11 protein-coding genes are annotated in these 18106 nt (G+C 66.7%); 5 read left to right on the top strand and 6 right to left on the bottom strand.

Annotated features, from left to right (window positions below):
• The first annotated feature begins 463 nt into the window (after window positions 1–463).
• Window positions 464–2071, top strand: a complete 1608-nt coding sequence (locus HFK18_RS08240; RefSeq protein ID WP_180165708.1) for a hypothetical protein — start codon at window positions 464–466, stop codon at window positions 2069–2071.
• A gap of 57 nt (window positions 2072–2128) precedes the next feature.
• Here HFK18_RS08240 and HFK18_RS08235 read toward each other — a convergent pair whose 3' ends face one another.
• Window positions 2129–2839, bottom strand: coding sequence for a glutathione S-transferase (locus HFK18_RS08235; protein ID WP_180165706.1), 711 nt, complete (start codon window positions 2837–2839; stop codon window positions 2129–2131).
• Between the two features lie 148 nt (window positions 2840–2987).
• On the opposite strand from HFK18_RS08235, the gene HFK18_RS08230 reads away from it, so the two are divergent.
• Window positions 2988–3803 carry a DUF3014 domain-containing protein gene (locus HFK18_RS08230; protein ID WP_180165704.1) on the top strand — a complete coding sequence of 272 codons (816 nt, stop codon included), beginning with the start codon at window positions 2988–2990 and terminating at the stop codon, window positions 3801–3803.
• A gap of 180 nt (window positions 3804–3983) precedes the next feature.
• Window positions 3984–6569 (top strand): ATP-dependent chaperone ClpB, encoded by a 2586-nt coding sequence (gene clpB, locus HFK18_RS08225; RefSeq protein ID WP_180165702.1) that lies wholly within the window; start codon window positions 3984–3986, stop codon window positions 6567–6569.
• Between the two features lie 85 nt (window positions 6570–6654).
• On the opposite strand, the gene HFK18_RS08220 is transcribed toward clpB, so the two are convergent.
• From HFK18_RS08220 to HFK18_RS08210, 3 genes are all read right to left on the bottom strand, one after another.
• Window positions 6655–7455: a MipA/OmpV family protein gene (locus HFK18_RS08220; RefSeq protein ID WP_180165700.1), complete on the bottom strand. Its 801-nt coding sequence runs from the start codon at window positions 7453–7455 to the stop codon at window positions 6655–6657.
• Between the two features lie 141 nt (window positions 7456–7596).
• On the bottom strand, window positions 7597–8886 hold the full coding sequence (locus tag HFK18_RS08215; RefSeq protein WP_180165698.1) for an ATP-binding protein: 1290 nt from the start codon (window positions 8884–8886) through the stop codon (window positions 7597–7599).
• Window positions 8883–9617 carry a response regulator transcription factor gene (locus HFK18_RS08210; protein WP_180165696.1) on the bottom strand — a complete coding sequence of 245 codons (735 nt, stop codon included), beginning with the start codon at window positions 9615–9617 and terminating at the stop codon, window positions 8883–8885. Before HFK18_RS08210 ends, HFK18_RS08215 begins: the two co-directional genes overlap by 4 nt.
• 180 nt (window positions 9618–9797) lie before the next feature.
• On the opposite strand from HFK18_RS08210, the gene HFK18_RS08205 reads away from it, so the two are divergent.
• A complete protein-coding gene (locus HFK18_RS08205; RefSeq protein ID WP_180165694.1) occupies window positions 9798–11084 on the top strand; it encodes an aminotransferase class V-fold PLP-dependent enzyme in 1287 nt (428 codons plus the stop codon).
• Between the two features lie 485 nt (window positions 11085–11569).
• On the opposite strand, the gene ybaL is transcribed toward HFK18_RS08205, so the two are convergent.
• Window positions 11570–13270, bottom strand: a complete 1701-nt coding sequence (gene ybaL / locus HFK18_RS08200; protein WP_099820893.1) for a YbaL family putative K(+) efflux transporter — start codon at window positions 13268–13270, stop codon at window positions 11570–11572.
• A 168-nt stretch (window positions 13271–13438) separates the two neighbouring features.
• Complete coding sequence (locus HFK18_RS08195; RefSeq protein ID WP_180165692.1) at window positions 13439–15826, bottom strand: TonB-dependent receptor; 2388 nt, start codon at window positions 15824–15826, stop codon at window positions 13439–13441.
• 334 nt (window positions 15827–16160) lie between these two features.
• Here HFK18_RS08195 and HFK18_RS08190 point away from each other — a divergent pair, with 334 nt between their 5' ends.
• Complete coding sequence (locus HFK18_RS08190; protein WP_099820896.1) at window positions 16161–18026, top strand: ABC-F family ATP-binding cassette domain-containing protein; 1866 nt, start codon at window positions 16161–16163, stop codon at window positions 18024–18026.
• Window positions 18027–18106 lie beyond the last annotated feature (80 nt).

Below are 18106 nucleotides of genomic sequence, written 5' to 3'. Positions count from 1 at the left end.
CGTGGATGCTTCCCGGTAGTGCCGGCCGCTGGCCGGCAACCAGGCAGATGCCTGCGATCAGGCGCTTGAGAGCGAAGCGACCGGCTTCTGCCTTTGATCTTTTGATTCTGTTCCGTGGCCGGCGCCCGCAGGAAACTGTCAGGGGCCGGGCGGGCAGGCTGTGCAGGGGCGTGAGCCGCATGGATGCGGTGACCGAGCTTACATGGGTGAGGGCGCTTTGCTTGCGAAGCACTGCTTCGCAAGCGCCCGAACGCACAGCCGCCAGCGGCTGGGCCGGGCCCCGGAGGGGGACTTGCAGCGTCCCCTGCGCAGCCTGCCCGCCCGGCCCAACCTCAGAACCCGCTTTCGGCGACCAACCACGATGGGCTCCGCCGTTGGCTGGAACCCATCATTCCACGCGGGAATTGGCGCGCCGGCCCCGCTGGGCCTACCATCGGCGGTCCCCACCCCCACCGCCCCTTCCATGTCCGCTCCCGCTTCCACCGCGCCGCGCCGCTGGTTCGTCGCTGGCGACTTCAATGGCTTCTTCGGCCTGGTCGTCGACAATCTTTCCATCCTCGGCTTCATTGCCATGGCCCTGGTCGGGATGTTCCAGTTCCCCGCCGACGTGGTCTTCGGCCGCATGTTCCCCGGCACTGCCCTGGGCGTGCTGGTCGGCAACCTGCTGTACACCCTGATGGCACGGCGCCTGGCCGCGCGTACCGGGCGCGATGACGTCACCGCCATGCCGCTGGGCCTGGATGCGCCGACCAGCATCGGCATGGCACTGCTGGTGCTGGGCCCGGCCTTCCTGGCCTTCAAGCAGCAGGGCCTGGACCCGCATGCCGCCGCCATCGCCACTTGGCAGCTGGGCATGGCCTCGCTGGTCATCATGGGCGTGCTCAAGCTGATCCTGTCCTTCTTCGGCGAAGCAGTGACCCGCGCGCTGCCGCGTGCCGCGCTGCTGGGCTCCATCGCCGGCATCGCACTGGTGCTGATGGGCCTGCTGCCGCTGCTGGAAACCCTGCGCTCGCCGCTGGTCGGCTTCACCACGCTGGGCCTGCTGCTGTACGTGCTGATCGCCAAGGGCAGGCTGCCGGTGCGCGGTCCGGGCGTGCTGCTGGCGTTCGTGTTCGGCACCGTCCTGTATTACGGGCTTGGCCTGGCCGGGCTGGGCGTGCCCGGTTTCCAGATTCCGGCCTGGGTGCCGCCGCAGGTGGTACTGCCGCTGCCGACGCTGGGCTTCATCGAGGGCCTGCCGACCGCGATGACCTACCTGCCGCTGCTGCTGCCGTTCGGCCTGCTGATGGTGGTCGGTGGCATCAACGTCTCCGAGAGCGCGCGCGCGGCCGGCGATGACTACCGCACCCGCGACATCCTGCTGGTGGAAGCGGTGGCCACGCTGGTGGCTGGCGTCTGCGGCGGCGTTGCGCAGACCACCCCGTACATCGGTCAGCCGGCCTACAAGCACATGGGCGCGCGCAGCGGCTACACGCTGCTGACCGGCCTTTTCGTTGGCATCGGCGGCATGCTCGGCATCATTTCCGGGCTGGTGCAGTGGCTGCCGCTGGCGGTGCTGGCGCCGATCATCGTGTACGTGTCAATCGACATCACCACCCAGGCGTTCCAGGCGACGCCGCGCCAGCATGCCGGCGCGATGGTGCTGGGCTTCCTGCCGTCGGCAGCTTACCTGCTGGCCATCAAGGCACCGGGCTGGATTCCGGCCGAGCAGATGGGCGCACTGCTGACCCACGTCGATGGCCACGGCCTGCCGGAGCTGGCGGTGATCTTCGCACTGGGCAACGGCTTCATCATCACGTCGATGCTGTGGATTGCCACCGTCGCGGCGATGGTCGATGGGCGCCTGCGTCGCGCCTGTGGCTTCCTGCTGGTGGCGGCGGGGCTCACCCTGTTCGGCCTGATCCATTCGGTGGATCCGCGCGGCGGCATCTACCTGCCGTGGGATCTGCAGGGGCTGGCCCGTGTCATCAGCTGGCAGTTCGCCGGCGCGTATGTGGCACTGGCCATCCTGTTGGGGCTGTTGTCGCTGCAGAAGCAGGCGGTGAAGACGCTGGCTGAAAACGCCCATTGACCGGTAGCCGGGCCATGCCCGGCGCTGGGCTGCGTTGCCGCCGGGCATGGCCCGGCACTACCGCTCTGAATCCAGCTCCGGGTAATGCCGGAAGATGCCGTTGGTATTGAAGGCAAGCCGCCGCTCCGAAGCGAGATAGGCGGCGATGCCGGGCCGCTGTTCCACTCGATCCTTCAACGCGCGCAGCAACGGCAACGTGGGCCACAGCGCCTGCATGCGGCGCGGAAACATGTAGTCCAGCCCGCTCAGCAGCTGGAACAGCGACAGATCCACGTAGGAGTGTTCGCGCAGTGGGTGGCGACCACCATTGGCCTTCAGCACCTGCTCGAAGTAGCCGAGGAACTTCGGCAGGCGCTCACCGCGCATCGCTGCTGCACGCGCCCTGGCTTCGGTCTTCTGGTCTTCGTAGTACTTCGACGCGGCGATCGGATGGTGGGTGTCGTGCACCTCGGCCACCAGATCGGCGATGGTCAGCTGCCACTGCAGCGCCTGCATGCGCCGCGAGGCGGCCTGCGGAACCAGGTCGAGTGTCGGGCCGAGGAAATCGAGAATGGCCGCGACCTGTGCGATGACCTGTCGCCCGGCCTTCAGGAACGGTGGCGCGAAAGGTTGCGCACCTTCGCTGTGGCCGTCCAGGAACGGCTGCATCACCGCGTCGCCGTGCACCCGCGCCATGTCGACATAGTCGGCGCCGGCATCTTCCAGCGCCAGCCGCACGAATTCGCCACGGCCCTGGATGCCGGTCCAGTAGTACAGCGCGTACTGCATGAGGCTTCTCCGCAAGACAAGAACAGCAGGGTCGCGCGTACCGCGCAAAGCAGGCGTGAACCACAACGCCAGCGGAACGGGGAGGGAACCCAGCGGAACGAGGGGAGTCACACCTTGTCCATGCAGGTGAAAAGCGAGGTACTGCATCATGCAGAGTGGAAAAGCGGTCTGGCCCTGGGTTCTGGGCGTGGTGGTGGTGGGTGGCGCGGGCACATGGTTGTTCCGCGACCAGTTGCAGGGCCTGGCAGATGGCGTATCGGTGCCGGTGCAATCCGCGCCGACCTCGGCAGGCGCCGCACCGAAGCCTGTTGCTGTCGAAGAGCCCGCACCACCGCCGATCAGGCATCCGCTGGATGCCGAGGCTGCCGCTGACCCGGCGCTGCCGAAGCTCGCTGACAGCGATACCGCTGCCTGGAGCGCATTGAGCGCACTGTTCAAGGGCGAGGGTGCGTTGACCGTTCTGCTGCGCGATCACCTGATCCAGCGGCTGGTTACCCAGGTCGACAACCTGGACAAGGCCAGTGTGCCGCCTACTGCGCTGGCCGCTCGGCCGCTGCCGGGCAGTCTGCAGGTGGAGCAGGGCGAGGGCGGGGACCGCATCGCTGCGGCCAATGCGGCGCGCTATGCGCCCTACGTGAAGGCCTTCGCTGCGATTGACCCAGCGGCCGCGGCCGATGCCTACAAGCGCTTCTATCCGTTGATCCAGCAGGCCTATGTCGATCTTGGCCGGCCCGACGGCTACTTCAATGATCGTCTGGTGACGGTGATCGATCATCTGCTGGACACCCCTGAGCTGGCTCAAGCGCCGCTGGTGGAACGCGATGAGCGCGGACGCTACCGCTTCGTCGATGCCACCCTGCAGTCGCGCTCGATCGGCCAGAAGGCCTTGCTGCGCATGGACGCGGCGCAGGCGCGGGCGGTCAAGCAGCAGCTGCGGGCGATCCGGGGCGCGATCAACCGTTGAGAGCCCCCGTCGTGCGGATGTGATCCGGATCAACGCGCCGACAACACCCCGTCCGGCATGCTGGCCCTAGGCTGACTGGCCTTCGAATGCAGTCGCAGCCACCCTTGAAACGAGGTGGGGCAACCGCATCTCTCCAGCATCGCCGGCGCGGCCGGCCAAGATGACCGATGAGGTTTCACAATGCGCATGGACAAGCTCACCTCGCGTTTCCAGCAGGCGCTGGCAGACGCGCAGTCGCTGGCGGTAGGCCGCGACAACAGCATCATTGAACCGGTACATGTCTTCAGTGCCCTGCTGGACCAGCAGGGCGGCAGCACCCGGCCGTTGCTGGCCCAGGCCGGCGTCAACGTGCCGGTGCTGCGCGAGCGCCTGGACGAGGCGCTTGAAGCGCTGCCGAAGGTGTCCGGCCAGGCCGGCAACCTGTCGATCGGCAACGATCTCAACCGCCTGCTCAACCACACCGACAAGCTGGCACAGCAGCAGGGCGATGCCTTCATCGCCAGCGAGTGGTTCGTGCTGGCCGCGCTGGAAGACGGCGGCACATTGGGCATGGCGCTGCGCGCTGCCGGTGCCGACAAGGCGCGCCTGCAGACCGCCATCGACAAGCTGCGTGGCGGCGAGAACGTGCAGTCGGAGAACGCCGAAGAGCAGCGCCAAGCGCTGGAGAAGTACACCATCGACCTCACCGCGCGTGCCGAGAGCGGCAAGCTCGACCCGGTAATCGGCCGTGACGAGGAGATCCGCCGCACCATCCAGGTGCTGCAGCGTCGTACCAAGAACAACCCGGTGCTGATCGGCGAACCCGGTGTGGGCAAGACCGCGATCGTCGAAGGCCTGGCCCAGCGCATCATCAACGACGAAGTGCCCGAAGGCCTGCGTGGCAAGCGCGTGCTGTCGCTGGACATGGGCGCGCTGATCGCCGGTGCGAAGTTCCGCGGCGAATTCGAGGAGCGCCTGAAGGGCGTGCTCAACGACCTGGCCAAGAGCGAAGGGCAGATCATCCTGTTCATCGATGAGCTGCACACCATGGTCGGCGCGGGCAAGGCCGACGGCGCGATGGATGCCGGCAACATGCTCAAGCCGGCACTCGCTCGCGGTGAACTGCACTGCGTCGGTGCGACCACGCTGGACGAGTACCGCAAGTACATCGAGAAGGATGCCGCGCTGGAGCGCCGCTTCCAGAAGGTGTTCGTGGGCGAGCCGACGGTGGAGGACACCATCGCGATCCTGCGCGGCCTGAAGGAAAAGTACGCAGTGCATCACGGGGTGGAGATCACCGACCCGGCCATCGTCGCGGCGGCCACCCTGTCCAACCGCTACATCACCGACCGCCAGCTGCCGGACAAGGCCATCGACCTGATGGACGAAGCCGCTTCGCGCCTGCGCATGGAGATCGACTCCAAACCGGAGGAACTGGATCGGCTGGAGCGTCGCCTGATCCAGTTGAAGATCCAGCGCGAGATGCTGAAGAAGGAAAAGGACGATGCCTCGCGGCAGCGCCTGGCTGACCTGGAAAACGATATCGATGCGCTGGAGCGCGAGTTCTCCGATCTGAACGAGGTCTGGAAGTCGGAGAAGGCCGCGCTGCAGGGCACGACGAAGATCAAGGAGCAGGTCGAGCAGGCCAAGGTCGAACTGGAGTCGGCGCAGCGCCGGCAGGATTTCGCCCGCATGAGCGAGATCCAGTATGGCGTGCTGCCGCAGCTGGAAAAGCAGCTGGCCGCCGCCCAGGAAGTGGAGAACCACGACTTCAAGCTGGTGCAGGACCGCGTCACCGACGAGGAGATCGCCGAGGTCGTCTCGCGTTGGACCGGCATTCCGGTCAACAAGATGCTCGAAGGCGAGCGCGACAAGCTGCTGCGCATGGAAGAGGTGCTGCACAACCGTGTGGTCGGCCAGGAAGAGGCAATCAAGGTGGTGTCCGACGCGGTGCGTCGTTCGCGCGCTGGCTTGTCTGATCCGAATCGACCGGGTGGCTCGTTCCTGTTCCTGGGCCCGACCGGCGTGGGCAAGACCGAACTGTGCAAGTCGCTGGCCGAGTTCCTGTTCGACAGCGCCGACGCGATGATCCGCATCGACATGAGCGAGTTCATGGAGAAGCACAGCGTTGCCCGCCTGATCGGTGCGCCCCCGGGCTACGTGGGCTACGAGGAAGGTGGTTACCTCACCGAGGCCGTGCGCCGTCGCCCGTATTCGTTGATCCTGCTGGATGAGGTGGAAAAGGCACATCCGGATGTGTTCAACATCCTGCTGCAGGTGCTGGACGACGGTCGCCTGACCGACGGCCAGGGCCGCACGGTGGACTTCCGTAACACCGTCATCGTGATGACCTCCAACCTGGGTTCGCACCAGATCCAGGACATGAGTGGCGATGACACGCCGGAGGCCTACACGCAGATGAAGGCGGCGGTGATGGGTGTGGTGCAGGCTCACTTCCGTCCGGAGTTCATCAACCGGCTGGACGACATCGTGGTGTTCCATCCGCTGGACAAGCAGCAGATCAAGCAGATCGCGCGCATCCAGATGCGTGGCCTGGAAAAGCGCTTGGCCGAGCGTGGCCTGAAGCTGGTGGTGTCCGATGCGGCGTTCGATCTGCTCGGCAACGTTGGCTTCGATCCGGTGTACGGTGCGCGTCCGTTGAAGCGTGCGATCCAGGCACAGCTGGAAAACCCGCTGGCACAGAAGATCCTGTCCGGTGCGTTCGTCAACGGCGATACCATCGAAGTGGGCAACGACGGCGGCCATCTGGTGTTCGCCAAGGCCTGAGCCTGAGCCGAACGGGGCGCTGCATGAGTGCAGCGCCCCGTTTCGGTTGCAGCGACCGGCCGCATCCGGCGCTTGCCGGCAATGCTCAGAACCGGTGCGTATACCCGGTCATCAATCCGAACTGGTTGGCCTTCTGCACGATCGGGCTGTCGGCCGCATCGCCCAGCAGTCGGGTGCCTTCCACAGCGATGTACCAGTTGCCGTTGCGACCGGCGCGATGGCTCCATTTCATGCCCAGGCCGGCGCTGACCAGACCGGCCTTGGGCTTGTGCTGGGCGAAACCGGTGCGAGCGGCCTGGTCAGGGCTGACGCCATACCAGGTCTGCATGTAGCCGCGGTTGCCGTAGTCGGTGGATACGCTGCCGCTGACCACGCCACCGGCCAGATCGAACAGTGGCATCTCCAGGTTCAGGTGGATCTGCTGGGTGGCAAGGCCGTTGTCGCCCTTGTCGTCGTCTTTCAGCGTGTACTGCCAGGAACCGCTCAGCACCGCCTCACCCAGCGTATAGCCAGCCGCCAGGCCGACCAGGGGCCGGGTATCGATATCACCCATGCCACGCAGGAAGTCCGAGCCGCCGAGGATCGAGTTCTTCTCGCGGCGGCTGCCGCTGCCACCGACGTAGGCACGCACGCGGGTGTGTTCGCCGATCGCCGTACCCCAACCCGCACCGCTGGTACCCAGAAACCAGCCGCCCGGTGAGGTCACGTCGAAGGACAGCGTCGGTGCGGCCTGGAATTCCTCGCTGCCGCTGTAACGCGGGGCGACACCACCGCCAGCAGCAAGCTCGAAGGTCCACTGGTCATCCTTGGCATGCGCTGCGGACGTTGCCAACAAGGGCAACAGGGCCAGGCCGAGCAGGGTGGGGAAACGGCGAAGGTGGGACATGGCAACTCTCTACATTGGGAGGAAGTGCAGCGCGCGCATCCGGCGCGTGCTGCTGGGTCGCCAGCGTGGCGGGACGCCGGCGACCAATCCGTCCGCAGTTGTGCGGGAGTTGTAAGCAACTGTAAGCGCGGCCTGCGCTGTTCAGCTGGCAGCCATTGGCCAGTGCATTTCCAAGCGCGCGCCACCGAGGGTCGCGCGTCCCACGCGGAGTTCGCCGTGGTGCCGAACCGCGATGCGCCCGGCGATGGCCAGGCCCAGGCCGAAGCCCCCGGTATCGCGGCTGCGGCTGTCATCCAGGCGGGTGAACGGGCGCAGCACCTTTTGGCGATCACCTTCGGCGATGCCGGGGCCATCGTCATCCACGCGCAGGCAGGCCTTGCCGGCCACGCTGACCAGTGACACCTCCACGCGGGTGCGTGCATAGCGCATCGCGTTGCCGACCAGGTTGCTCAGGGCCAGCTGCAGCAGGCGCGGCTCGGCATCCACGCGTGGCAGCGCACTGGGCCACACCTGCAGCACCAGTCCCGCGCGCTCGGCATCGCGCCGCGCGTCCTCCATGCAGGCCTGCAGCCAATCGTTCGCTTCGATCCGCTGCATGGGCTCGGCATCGTTGGGATGCTCCAGCCGCTCGTACGCCAGCAGCTCGCTGACCAACCGGTTGAGCTCGGCCAGATCGCCATGCAGGCCGGTAGCGAGGTGTGCCCGCCGCGCCGGATCGTTGCTGTCCTGCATCAGGTCCAGGCCGAAGGCCAGGCGTGCGATCGGCGTGCGCAGCTCGTGGGAAATGGCGTGGGTAAGGTCGCGCTGTCGTTGCACCAGTTCGGCCACGCGCGCTGCCATGCGGTTGGAATGCTCGACGATGACCCGGATCTGCGAGCGCGGCGATACCTGCGCACGCGCCTGCAGATCGCCGGCACCGATGCGGTCTGCATGACCCCGCAGCGCCTCCAAGTCGCGCCACAACAGGCGTACCCAGGCATAGAGGCAGGCGCCAACCAGCAGCAGGATGCACAGGTACGCGGCGATGGTCATGTACAGGGTCATCTGCACTTCGCCGGGAAAGCGCAGTTGCAGCCAGCGTCCGTCAGCCCCCTCGATGGGCAGCAGGACCTGCTGGTAGCGCTCCCGAACGATGAAGCCATCACCGCGCAGGGCGCTGCGCTCTTCGTCATCCAGTGCCGGCGGCGCATCCAGCAGTGACAGTGCAATGCCGTAGTGCGGTTGCCATTGCGCCACGCGCTGCTGTTGCTGCGGGGGGGCCAGGCCGGCCAGTCCGCTGCGCAGTGCATACACCTGGCCGCGCACCTGTTCGGCGAAGACACGTTCCTGCAGGGGCGTGTAGATGCGGTCCAGCAGATGGTTGAGGCTGAACACCGACACCAGCAGGCAGGCACCGGTAACGAACCACAACCACAGGAACAGGCGCTTCACGCCGACCAGGCCGACGGATTGAACTGGTAGCCACGGCCCCACACGGTCTTGATACGGCGTGGTTCGCGCGCGTCGTCGCCGAGCTTGCGGCGCAGCTTGCCGATGCAGACATCCACGCTGCGGTCCAGGCCGTCGAAACCGATACCGCGCGCCGCCTGCAGGATCTGGTCGCGCGAGAGGATCTGCCCGGGCTGGCTGGCCAGCAGCCAGAGGATCTCGAATTCGGTGGTACCCAGTTCCACCGGCTGCCCATGCAGGTGAACCTCGCGTTGCACGCGATCGATCAGCAGTTCGCCATGCATCAGCCGGCACGGCACGCCCGCAGGGCCGCTGCCATGGCGACGGCGCAGCAGTGCGCGCAGGCGCGCCAGCAGCAGGCGCGGCTCGATCGGCTTGTGCACGTAGTCATCGGCGCCGGACTCCAGGCCCAGCACCTGTTCGATATCGTCCTCGCACGCCGTCAGCATCAGGATCGGCACGTCGGAAAAGCTGCGGATCTGCCGGCACACGTCGATGCCACCGAGGCCAGGCAGCATCAGGTCCAGCACCACCAGTTCCGGCGCGTGCTGGCGACAGGCCGCGCTGGCCAGGTCGCCGCGCGGCACGTGCTGCACGGCAAATCCATGTTCGCGCAGGTAGTCGCTGACCAGCTCGGCCAGGCGGCGGTCGTCCTCGACCAGCAGCACCTGGGTCGGGGTGCCGGTGGCGGGAGTCCACGGGGAGGGCTGCATCGGTAGGGCGTCCTTGTCCGGGGCGAAAGGCCCGGCGGCGAAGCCTAGCAATGGCCCATGACGACTGCCTGAATCCCGGGCAACCTGATAACCGCCGGTACTGGCGTCATCGCCAGGGGCTCTCAGTGGCGGTCGAAGGCTGGCCTATGGTGGGCGTTTCCCCGGATGGAGCCTGGCGCAATGAGCGATCCGCAGTGGCAACTGGAAACCCTGGCCGTGCACGGCGGTTATCGTCCCGACCCGACCACCCGCGCGGTGGCGGTGCCGATCTACCAGACCGTGGCCTACGCATTCGATGACACCCAGCACGGGGCGGACCTGTTCGACCTGAAGGTGCAGGGCAACATCTATACGCGCATCATGAACCCCACCACCGACGTGCTGGAGCAGCGCGTGGCGGCGCTGGAAGGGGGCATCGGCGCGTTGGCACTGGCCTCCGGACAGGCGGCGATCACCTATGCGATCCAGACCATCGCCGAGGCCGGTGACAACATCGTTGCCGCCAGCGCGCTGTATGGCGGCAGCCTCAATCTGCTGGCCCACACACTGCCGCAGTACGGCATCCAGACGCGTTTTGCCGATCCGGCTGACCCATCTGCGTTCGCAGCCCTGATCGACGAGCGCACCAAGGCGGTGTTCGTTGAATCGATCGGCAACCCGCGCGGCAACGTCACCGACATCGCCGCCATCGCCGAGGTCGCGCATGCGGCGGGCGTGCCGCTGATCGTCGACAACACCGTGGCCACGCCGTTCCTGCTGCGCCCGTTCGAACATGGCGCCGATATCGTGGTGCACTCGCTGACCAAGTACCTCGGTGGCCACGGCACCAGTCTGGGCGGCGCGATCGTCGATTCCGGCCGTTTCGACTGGACGGCACAGCCGCAACGCTTTGCCCGTTTGAACCAGCCCGACCCGAGCTATCACGGTGTGGTCTATACCGAAGCGCTCGGCGCGGCGGCCTACATCGGCCGTGCGCGGGTAGTGCCGTTGCGCAATACCGGCGCAGCGTTGTCACCGTTCAATGCCTTCCTGATCCTGCAGGGCATCGAGACCCTGGCTCTGCGCATGGAGCGGATCAATGCCAATGCGCTGGCCGTGGCGGAGTACCTGCGCGCGCATCCGAAGGTGGCGTGGGTGCGTTATGCCGGGTTGCCCGACGACCCCGAACACGCGGCGGCGCAGCGCTATCTGGGCGGCCACGGCTCCGGCGTGCTGACCTTCGGCCTGCCCGGCGGGCGCGTTGCCGGCGCGCGTTTCCTCGATGCACTGAAGCTGTTCACCCGGCTGGTGAACCTGGGGGATGCGAAGTCGCTGGCCACCCATCCAGCGTCGACCACCCATCGCCAGCTGGATGCGGCCGAGCTTGCCAGGGCCGGGGTCAGCGAGGACACCGTGCGCCTGTCGATCGGCATCGAGCACATCGGCGACCTGCGCGCTGACCTGGAACAGGCGTTGGCCGACGCCTGATAGCCGCCGGCTTGGTTGTCATCGCCACAGGCGATCACCACCGCCGTAGGAACGCGCTACGGTAGAGACGCTCTCCAAGGGCGTGGCGATATCATCCCCGGCCGATGCGGGTCGGCCGGGGATTCTTTTGGGCGCAACCCACCCCGGTAGATCCACGCCATGCGTGGATGAATCTCAATCGAAATCCAATAGTCCGACGACAAGCATCCACGCATGACGTCGATCGACGTGTCGACCAAGGTCGACACCCACCAAGATCAGGCCATGCCATTCCAGCAGATCGCGGAAATCTGTCGAAGGCGGGGTGGGTCCGGTGGCGGGAGTGTCCGCGGCATGGATGCCGCGGCCAAGCCCCCATGGACGGGTTTACGGCGTCTCCCGCCACCGGACCCACCCCGCCAACCCACAGGAAACCCGCTTTTGCTGTTGCTTCGGCAGTTGCAGTTGCCACCGCGGGTGCAGGGCGCAGCCCTGCCGCACACCCCTCACACCACCGGAATGCTGTGCTGCCCAAGACTGCGGTACGGCGGAGTTGCCATCACCATTTCCGCCAGCGAGTAGGCCAGCTCGCGCTCGGCCATCACCGTGCCGTCGGCACCATGTTCAAGCAGATGCTTCACTTCGGCATCGCTGTGCGCGCGCGCCAGCAGGGTCAGGTTGGGGTTGATCGCACGCAGCTTGGCCAGGGTCTCACCGGCTTCCAGTGGCTGCGGGATCGCCAGCACCGCGATCTTGGCGCGCTCGGGATGGGCCTCGGCCAGCACCTTGTCCGAAGCGGCGCTGCCGCGGATGCCGGGCAGGCCCGCCGCATGCGCTTCGGCAACATGTTCCTTGTTGTCGTCGATGATCATCACCGGCACGCCACGGTCGCGCAGCACCTGTGCCAGCGCGCTGCCAACACGGCCGTAGCCGATGACGATGGCATGGTCGTGCAGGTCCAGCGACGGTCCTGGCGGCAGCTCGGTCTCCACCGCCGTAGGCGTGGTTTCCTGGTGCTTCAGCAGCCAGCGGTCGAGCAGACCGAACACCAGCGGATTGAGCATGATCGAGATCAGCGCGCCGGCCAGCACCAGCGCCTGGCCGGTGGGCGGCAGGATCTTCAGGGTCACGCCGAGGCCGGCGATGATGAAGGCGAACTCGCCGATCTGCGCCAGGCTGGCCGAGATCGTCAATGCGGTGCCGGTCGGGTGGCCGAACGCGCGCACGATGAAGAACGCCGCCGCCGATTTGCCGAACATGATGATGCCGGCGGTGGCCAGCACCTGCCACGGGTGCTCGATCAGGATGCCGGGATTGAACAGCATGCCCACCGAAACGAAGAACAGCACCGCGAATGCATCGCGCAGCGGCAGTGAATCGCTGGCCGCCTTGTGGCTGAGTTCGGATTCGTTGAGCAGCATGCCGGCGAAGAACGCGCCCAGCGCGAAGGACACGCCGAACAGCATCGCCGAACCGAACGCCACGCCCAGCGCGATCGCCAGCACCGACAGGGTGAACAGTTCGCGTGAGCCGGTACCGGCGATGCGCTCCAGGATCCACGGAATGACCCGGCGGCCGACCACCAGCATCACTGCAACGAACAGGCCCAGCTGCACGAACGTCCAGCCAATGCTGGCCAGCACGCTGCCGATGGTGTGGTGTTCGTTGGCCGCGTCGGGCCCGAACACGCCGGCCATCACCGGCATCATCACCAGTGCCAGCACGCAGGCCAGGTCTTCGACGATCAGCCAGCCGACTGCGATCTTGCCGCGCTGGGTTTCCAGCAGGCGGCGCTCCTCCATCGCGCGCAGCAGCACCACGGTACTGGCCGTGGCCAGCGCGAAACCGAACACCACGCCGTGGATGACCGGCCAACCCATCAATGCCGCCAGGCCCCAGCCGAGCAGGGTCGCGACCAGGATCTGGCCGATGGCACCGGGAATGGCGATGGCCTTGACCGCCATCAGGTCCTTCAGCGAGAAGTGCAGGCCGACGCCGAACATCAGCAGCATCACGCCCAGTTCGGCCAGCTGGTTGGCCAGGGCCTGGTCGGCGACGAAGCCCGGGGTGAACGGGCCTACACAGATGCCAGCAACCAGGTAACCGACCAGAGGAGACAAGCGCAGCTTGTTGGCCAGCGCGCCGAAGATGAAGGCGAGCCCGAGACCAACGGCAACGATGTTGATCAGGTCGGTGTCATGGTGCATCGGCTCTCGCAGGAAACAGGGGGGTACCCCGATTTTCACCGATACGGCCAGATACGGCAAACCCGCAGGCCATGATCCGTGGCCTGCGGGTGCCCACGCGTCGTTGCCGGCCAGCGGCCGGCACTAGCAGAGCAGGCACCGGGCAGGTCCCGGCACTCCCGCTACTGCTTACCAGTTGTACTTGATCCGCCCATACACATACGCGCCATTGAAGCCGAACGGCGAGTAGTTGCTGTACGGCAGCATGCCGAAGGTCGAGTTCTGCAGATCCTCGGTGCGGTCCGGGTACTCGTTCAGCAGGTTGTCGGCACCCACCGTCAGCGTCCAGTTGGCACTCGGCTTGTAGCTGGCCGAAGCATCCAGCACCCACTTGTCGCCGTAGGTCTGGTCACGCGTGGCCGTGGCCGAGTTGCGCACGGTGAACTTGCCGTAGCGGGTCGCGGCCAGGCCCAGCTCCCAGTGGTCCGAGCGCCAGGTGCCGCTGAGGATGGTCTTGTCGTGCGGGTAGCTGTCCTCGATGCGACCGATCTCATCGCGGCCGATCAGCGACTGGGTCAGGCCCAGCGTGCCGAACACCGCCGGCGTGCCACCCACGCGCTGCACTTCGGTGTCGTTGTAGCTGTACGCCGCGGTCAGTTCCAGGCTGCTGGCGCTGAACGGCACGGTGTAGCTGGACACGAAGTCAACACCGCGGGTGCGCGTATCCAGGCCGTTGGTGAAGTACGAGAAGGCAGTCACCTGCGGCAGGCCCAGCCCGGCCAGCAGCGCACTGGAGGCGGCGTTGGTGGTGATGCTGGACGACAGCGCGATGCGGTTGTCGATGTCGATCTGGTACGCATCGACGGTGACGTAAAGGCGGTCGATCGGCTGCAGCACCAGGCCCAGGCTGTAGGAGGTGGACGTCTCGGCCTTCAGCGGCGAAGCGCCCAGCGCCTGTGCGGCCTGGCTGGTGGTCGGGAAGGTGCCGCGTTCGACGAACACGCCGTTGGTGAACTGGCTGGTCACCGCCTGGTAGCCCTGCTGCGGCAGCGACGGCGCGCGGAAGCCGCTGGAGGCGGTGGCCCGCAGCGCGACCTTGTCGGTGAACGCGTAGCGCGCCGACAGCTTGCCGGAGAAGCGGTCACCGAAGTCCGAGTAATCCTCGTAGCGGCCGGTGATGCCGGCCGAGAACTTCTCGGTCAGGTCCGCTTCCAGGCCCGCATAGACCGCGTAGTTGTGGCGGTCGGTGTGCACTTCGTTGGTCGGGGTGAAGCCGGCGAAACCCTGCGCGCCGGTGCCGGTGTAGGAGTTCAGTTCACCCGGGTTCTGGTCCCACTTCTCGCGGCGGTACTCACCGCCGAAGGACAGCGTGACCGGATAGGCCAGTCCCCAGTCCAGCGACTTGGTCAGGTCGGCGTTGAAGATGTCCTGCTGGTACTTCAACGTGCCGTCGTAGAACGAACGCGGGCTGGTGGCGCCCAGGCTGTAGTTGATGCTGTTGCGGGTGTGGAAATCCAGGGTGTTCTCGCCGTGGTTCAGGCTCAGGTCCCAGGTCCAGCCGTTGTCGGTGTTGCCTTTGACGCCGGCCACCAGCGAACGGTCCTTGGAATACTGGTTGATCTGCGGCACGTAGCCGTCCGGGTAGGTCTGCGCCAGCAGCGCGGTCTGACCGTTGTGGTTGCGCGAACGGTAGAAGGCGAACGAGGTGATGTCGCGGTTGCTGAGCAGCGCGCTGGCATAGCCGGTCACGTGGTCGCTGAAATCGAAGCTGGCGTTGGCCGAGGCGGCGGTGGCGTCCACGCGCGGGTCACCGACGATGAAGGTGGTCTGGCCAACGGACGGGTAGTTGACGGTGTTCGGCGTGGTGCCGCGGTAGGGACCGGCGCGGTCGCTCTCGTCCTGCTGGCTGATCTGGCCGGCTACGTGCACGCGGCCACGGCCGTTGCCGAATTCCACGCCGGTATCGCCGGACAGCTGGTACTTGTTGCCGTCGCCGGCCGAGTACTGGCCGTAGTCGACGGCCAGGCTGCCGCCACTGCCGCTGCCCTTCAGCACGATGTTGATGACGCCGGCGATGGCATCCGAACCGTACTGTGCGGAGGCGCCGTCACGCAGCACCTCGACGCGCTCGATGGCGGCGATCGGAATCGCGTTGATATCCACTGCCGACGAGCCACGGCCGATGCTGCCGTTGACGTTGATCATCGCCGAGGTGTGGCGGCGCTTGCCGTTGACCAGCACCAGCACCTGGTCCGGCGACAGGCCGCGCAGCTGTGCCGGGCGCACGCCGCTGGTGCCGTCGGTCAGTGCCGGGCGCGGGAAGTTCAGCGACGGCAGCGCGCGCGACAGCGCGGTGGCCAGCTCACCGGTGCCGGTGGACTGCAGGATCTCGGGGGTGATGATGTCGATCGGCGACTGCGATTCGGCGACCGTGCGGTCGGCCACGCGGGTGCCGGTGACGATCACCGTATCCAGGGTGTTGGCGGCGGTGCCGGCCTGCTGGGCGGCGGCAACGAACGGAGAGCCACCGAGTGCGACAGCGACGGCGGCGGCGATCAGGCTGGTCTTGCGGGTCATCGGGAGGGGGCTCCGGTTGGCGGGATGGCACCGGAATCGACATCACGGGGGTGAGCGGACGACGGTTGTTGCGGTGCGCAATACAGGAATTAACGGGATATTCAGTGCCTGTCAAATGCCGGTCATCAGAAAAAACGTTGCAGCAGCAACCATTTAGCTGCGACAGGCAGTGACGGGGGAGGGGGCCCGGGAGGCGCGCGGACAGGACGTGGGAGAGAGGAACGTCGCCCGCCGCGCATCCCGGGGCGCGTCAAGTATTCGTTAACGTTAGAATTGCGTCGCAGGAACAGTGCTTACCAGCACATTCCATTCGGTTATATGGACGCCTCCCCCCATGATTTCGCTTCGTAATTTCGCCTTGCGCCGCGGCGAGCGGCTGCTGTTGTCCAATGTCGACCTGACGCTGCACGCCGGTTACCGGGTGGGTGTGGTCGGCCGCAATGGTGCTGGCAAGTCCAGCCTGTTCGCGGCGGTGAAGGGCGAGCTGGAGGCCGACAAGGGTGACGTCGACCTGCCCGGCAAGATCCGCATCGCCAGCGTCGCCCAGGAAACCCCGTCGCTGCCGGACCCGGCGCTGAGCTTCGTGCTGGGCGGCGACGTCGAGGTGGCCGCCGTGCTGGCTGCCGAGGCCGAAGCCACCGCCCGCGAAGACTGGGAAGCGGTGGCCGAGGCGCATACGCGCATGGCCGAGCTGAACGCCTACGACGCCGAAGCGCGCGCCGGCAAGCTGCTGCATGGCCTGGGTTTCCCGGCCGAAACGCACCACCGCGCGGTGTCCTCGTTCTCCGGCGGCTGGCGCGTGCGCCTGAACCTGGCCCGCGCGCTGATGATGCCCAGCGACCTTCTGCTGCTCGACGAACCGACCAACCACCTGGATCTGGACGCGGTGTACTGGCTGGAACAGTGGCTGCTGAAGTACCCGGGCACGCTGCTGCTGATCTCGCATGACCGCGAGTTCCTCGACAACGTGGCCACCCACACCCTGCACCTGCACGGTGGCGGCGCCAAGCTTTACCCGGGTGGCTACACCGACTTCGAGCGCCAGCGCGCCGAACAGCTGCGCCAGCAGCAGATCGCGCACGAGAAGGAACAGGCCGAGCGCGCCCATCTGCAGAGCTTCATCGACCGCTTCAAGGCCCAGGCCAGCAAGGCCGCGCAGGCACAGAGCCGGATGAAGCGACTGGCCAAGCTGGCCGGTACCGAAGCAGTGCGCGCCGAGCGCGAGTTCCGCATCGAGTTCGCGCCGCCGGCCAAGCTGCCGTTCTCGCTGATCCGCCTGAACCACGTCGAGGCCGGCTACGGCAGCGACTCGGTGATCCTGCACAACGTGGGTTTCGGCCTGGAAGCGGGCCAGCGCATCGGTCTGCTGGGCCCCAACGGCGCCGGTAAGACAACGCTGGTGAAGACCCTGGTGGGCGAACTGGCACCGATCGCCGGCGAGCGCGCCGCGCATCCGGACCTGCGCATCGGCTACTTCGCCCAGCACACGGTCGAGTCGCTGCATGAAGGCCAGTCGCCGATGGAACACTTCCGCGACCTGGCCCCGGATGCACCGAACCAGTCGTTCCGCGACTTCCTCGGCAAGTGGAATTTCCCGGGCGACCGTGCCTTTGAACCGGTGGACGGCTTCTCCGGTGGCGAGCGCGCGCGCTTGGCGTTGGCGTTGATCGCCTGGCAGCAGCCGAACGTGCTGCTGCTGGACGAACCAACCAACCACCTTGACCTGGAAATGCGCGAAGCGCTGGCTGAAGCCCTGGCCGATTTCGACGGCGCAATCGTGATGGTCTCGCATGATCGCCATCTGATCGGCCTGGTCTGCGACACCTTCTGGCGCGTGGCCGATGGCGTGGTCGAACCGTTCGACGGCGACCTCGACGCGTACGCTGCCTGGCTGCGCACGCGCCCGCAGGCGCAGGGCACCAAGGTACGCATGGAGCAGGTGGAGGAGCCGGTGGTGGTCAAGACCGCACCGGTCGCGCAGATGGTGCAGAAGAAGCCGGTCAACCCGCACAAACTGGCCAGTGCCGAAGCCAAGGTCGCCGAGCTGGAAGGCGTGCTGGCCGAACTGGACCGGCAGCTTGCTGACTCGAGCAACTATGCCGATGCCACGCGCATGGCGGTGCTCGGCCGCGACCGCGAAGCCACCGCCGCGCAGCTGGAAAAGGCCGAAGCGGCCTGGATGGAACTGCTGGAGTCCTGATTCCATCGGTAGCGCCGGGCCATGCCCGGCGGCTTTTCCCATCCGCTGCGCTCGCCGGGCATGGCCCGGCGCTACCCGCG

Origin of the sequence: Stenotrophomonas sp. SbOxS2 (assembly GCF_013416715.1) — a bacterium.
GTDB lineage: Bacteria > Pseudomonadota > Gammaproteobacteria > Xanthomonadales > Xanthomonadaceae > Stenotrophomonas > Stenotrophomonas lactitubi.
This window is presented reverse-complemented; position numbering and strand designations above follow the sequence as displayed.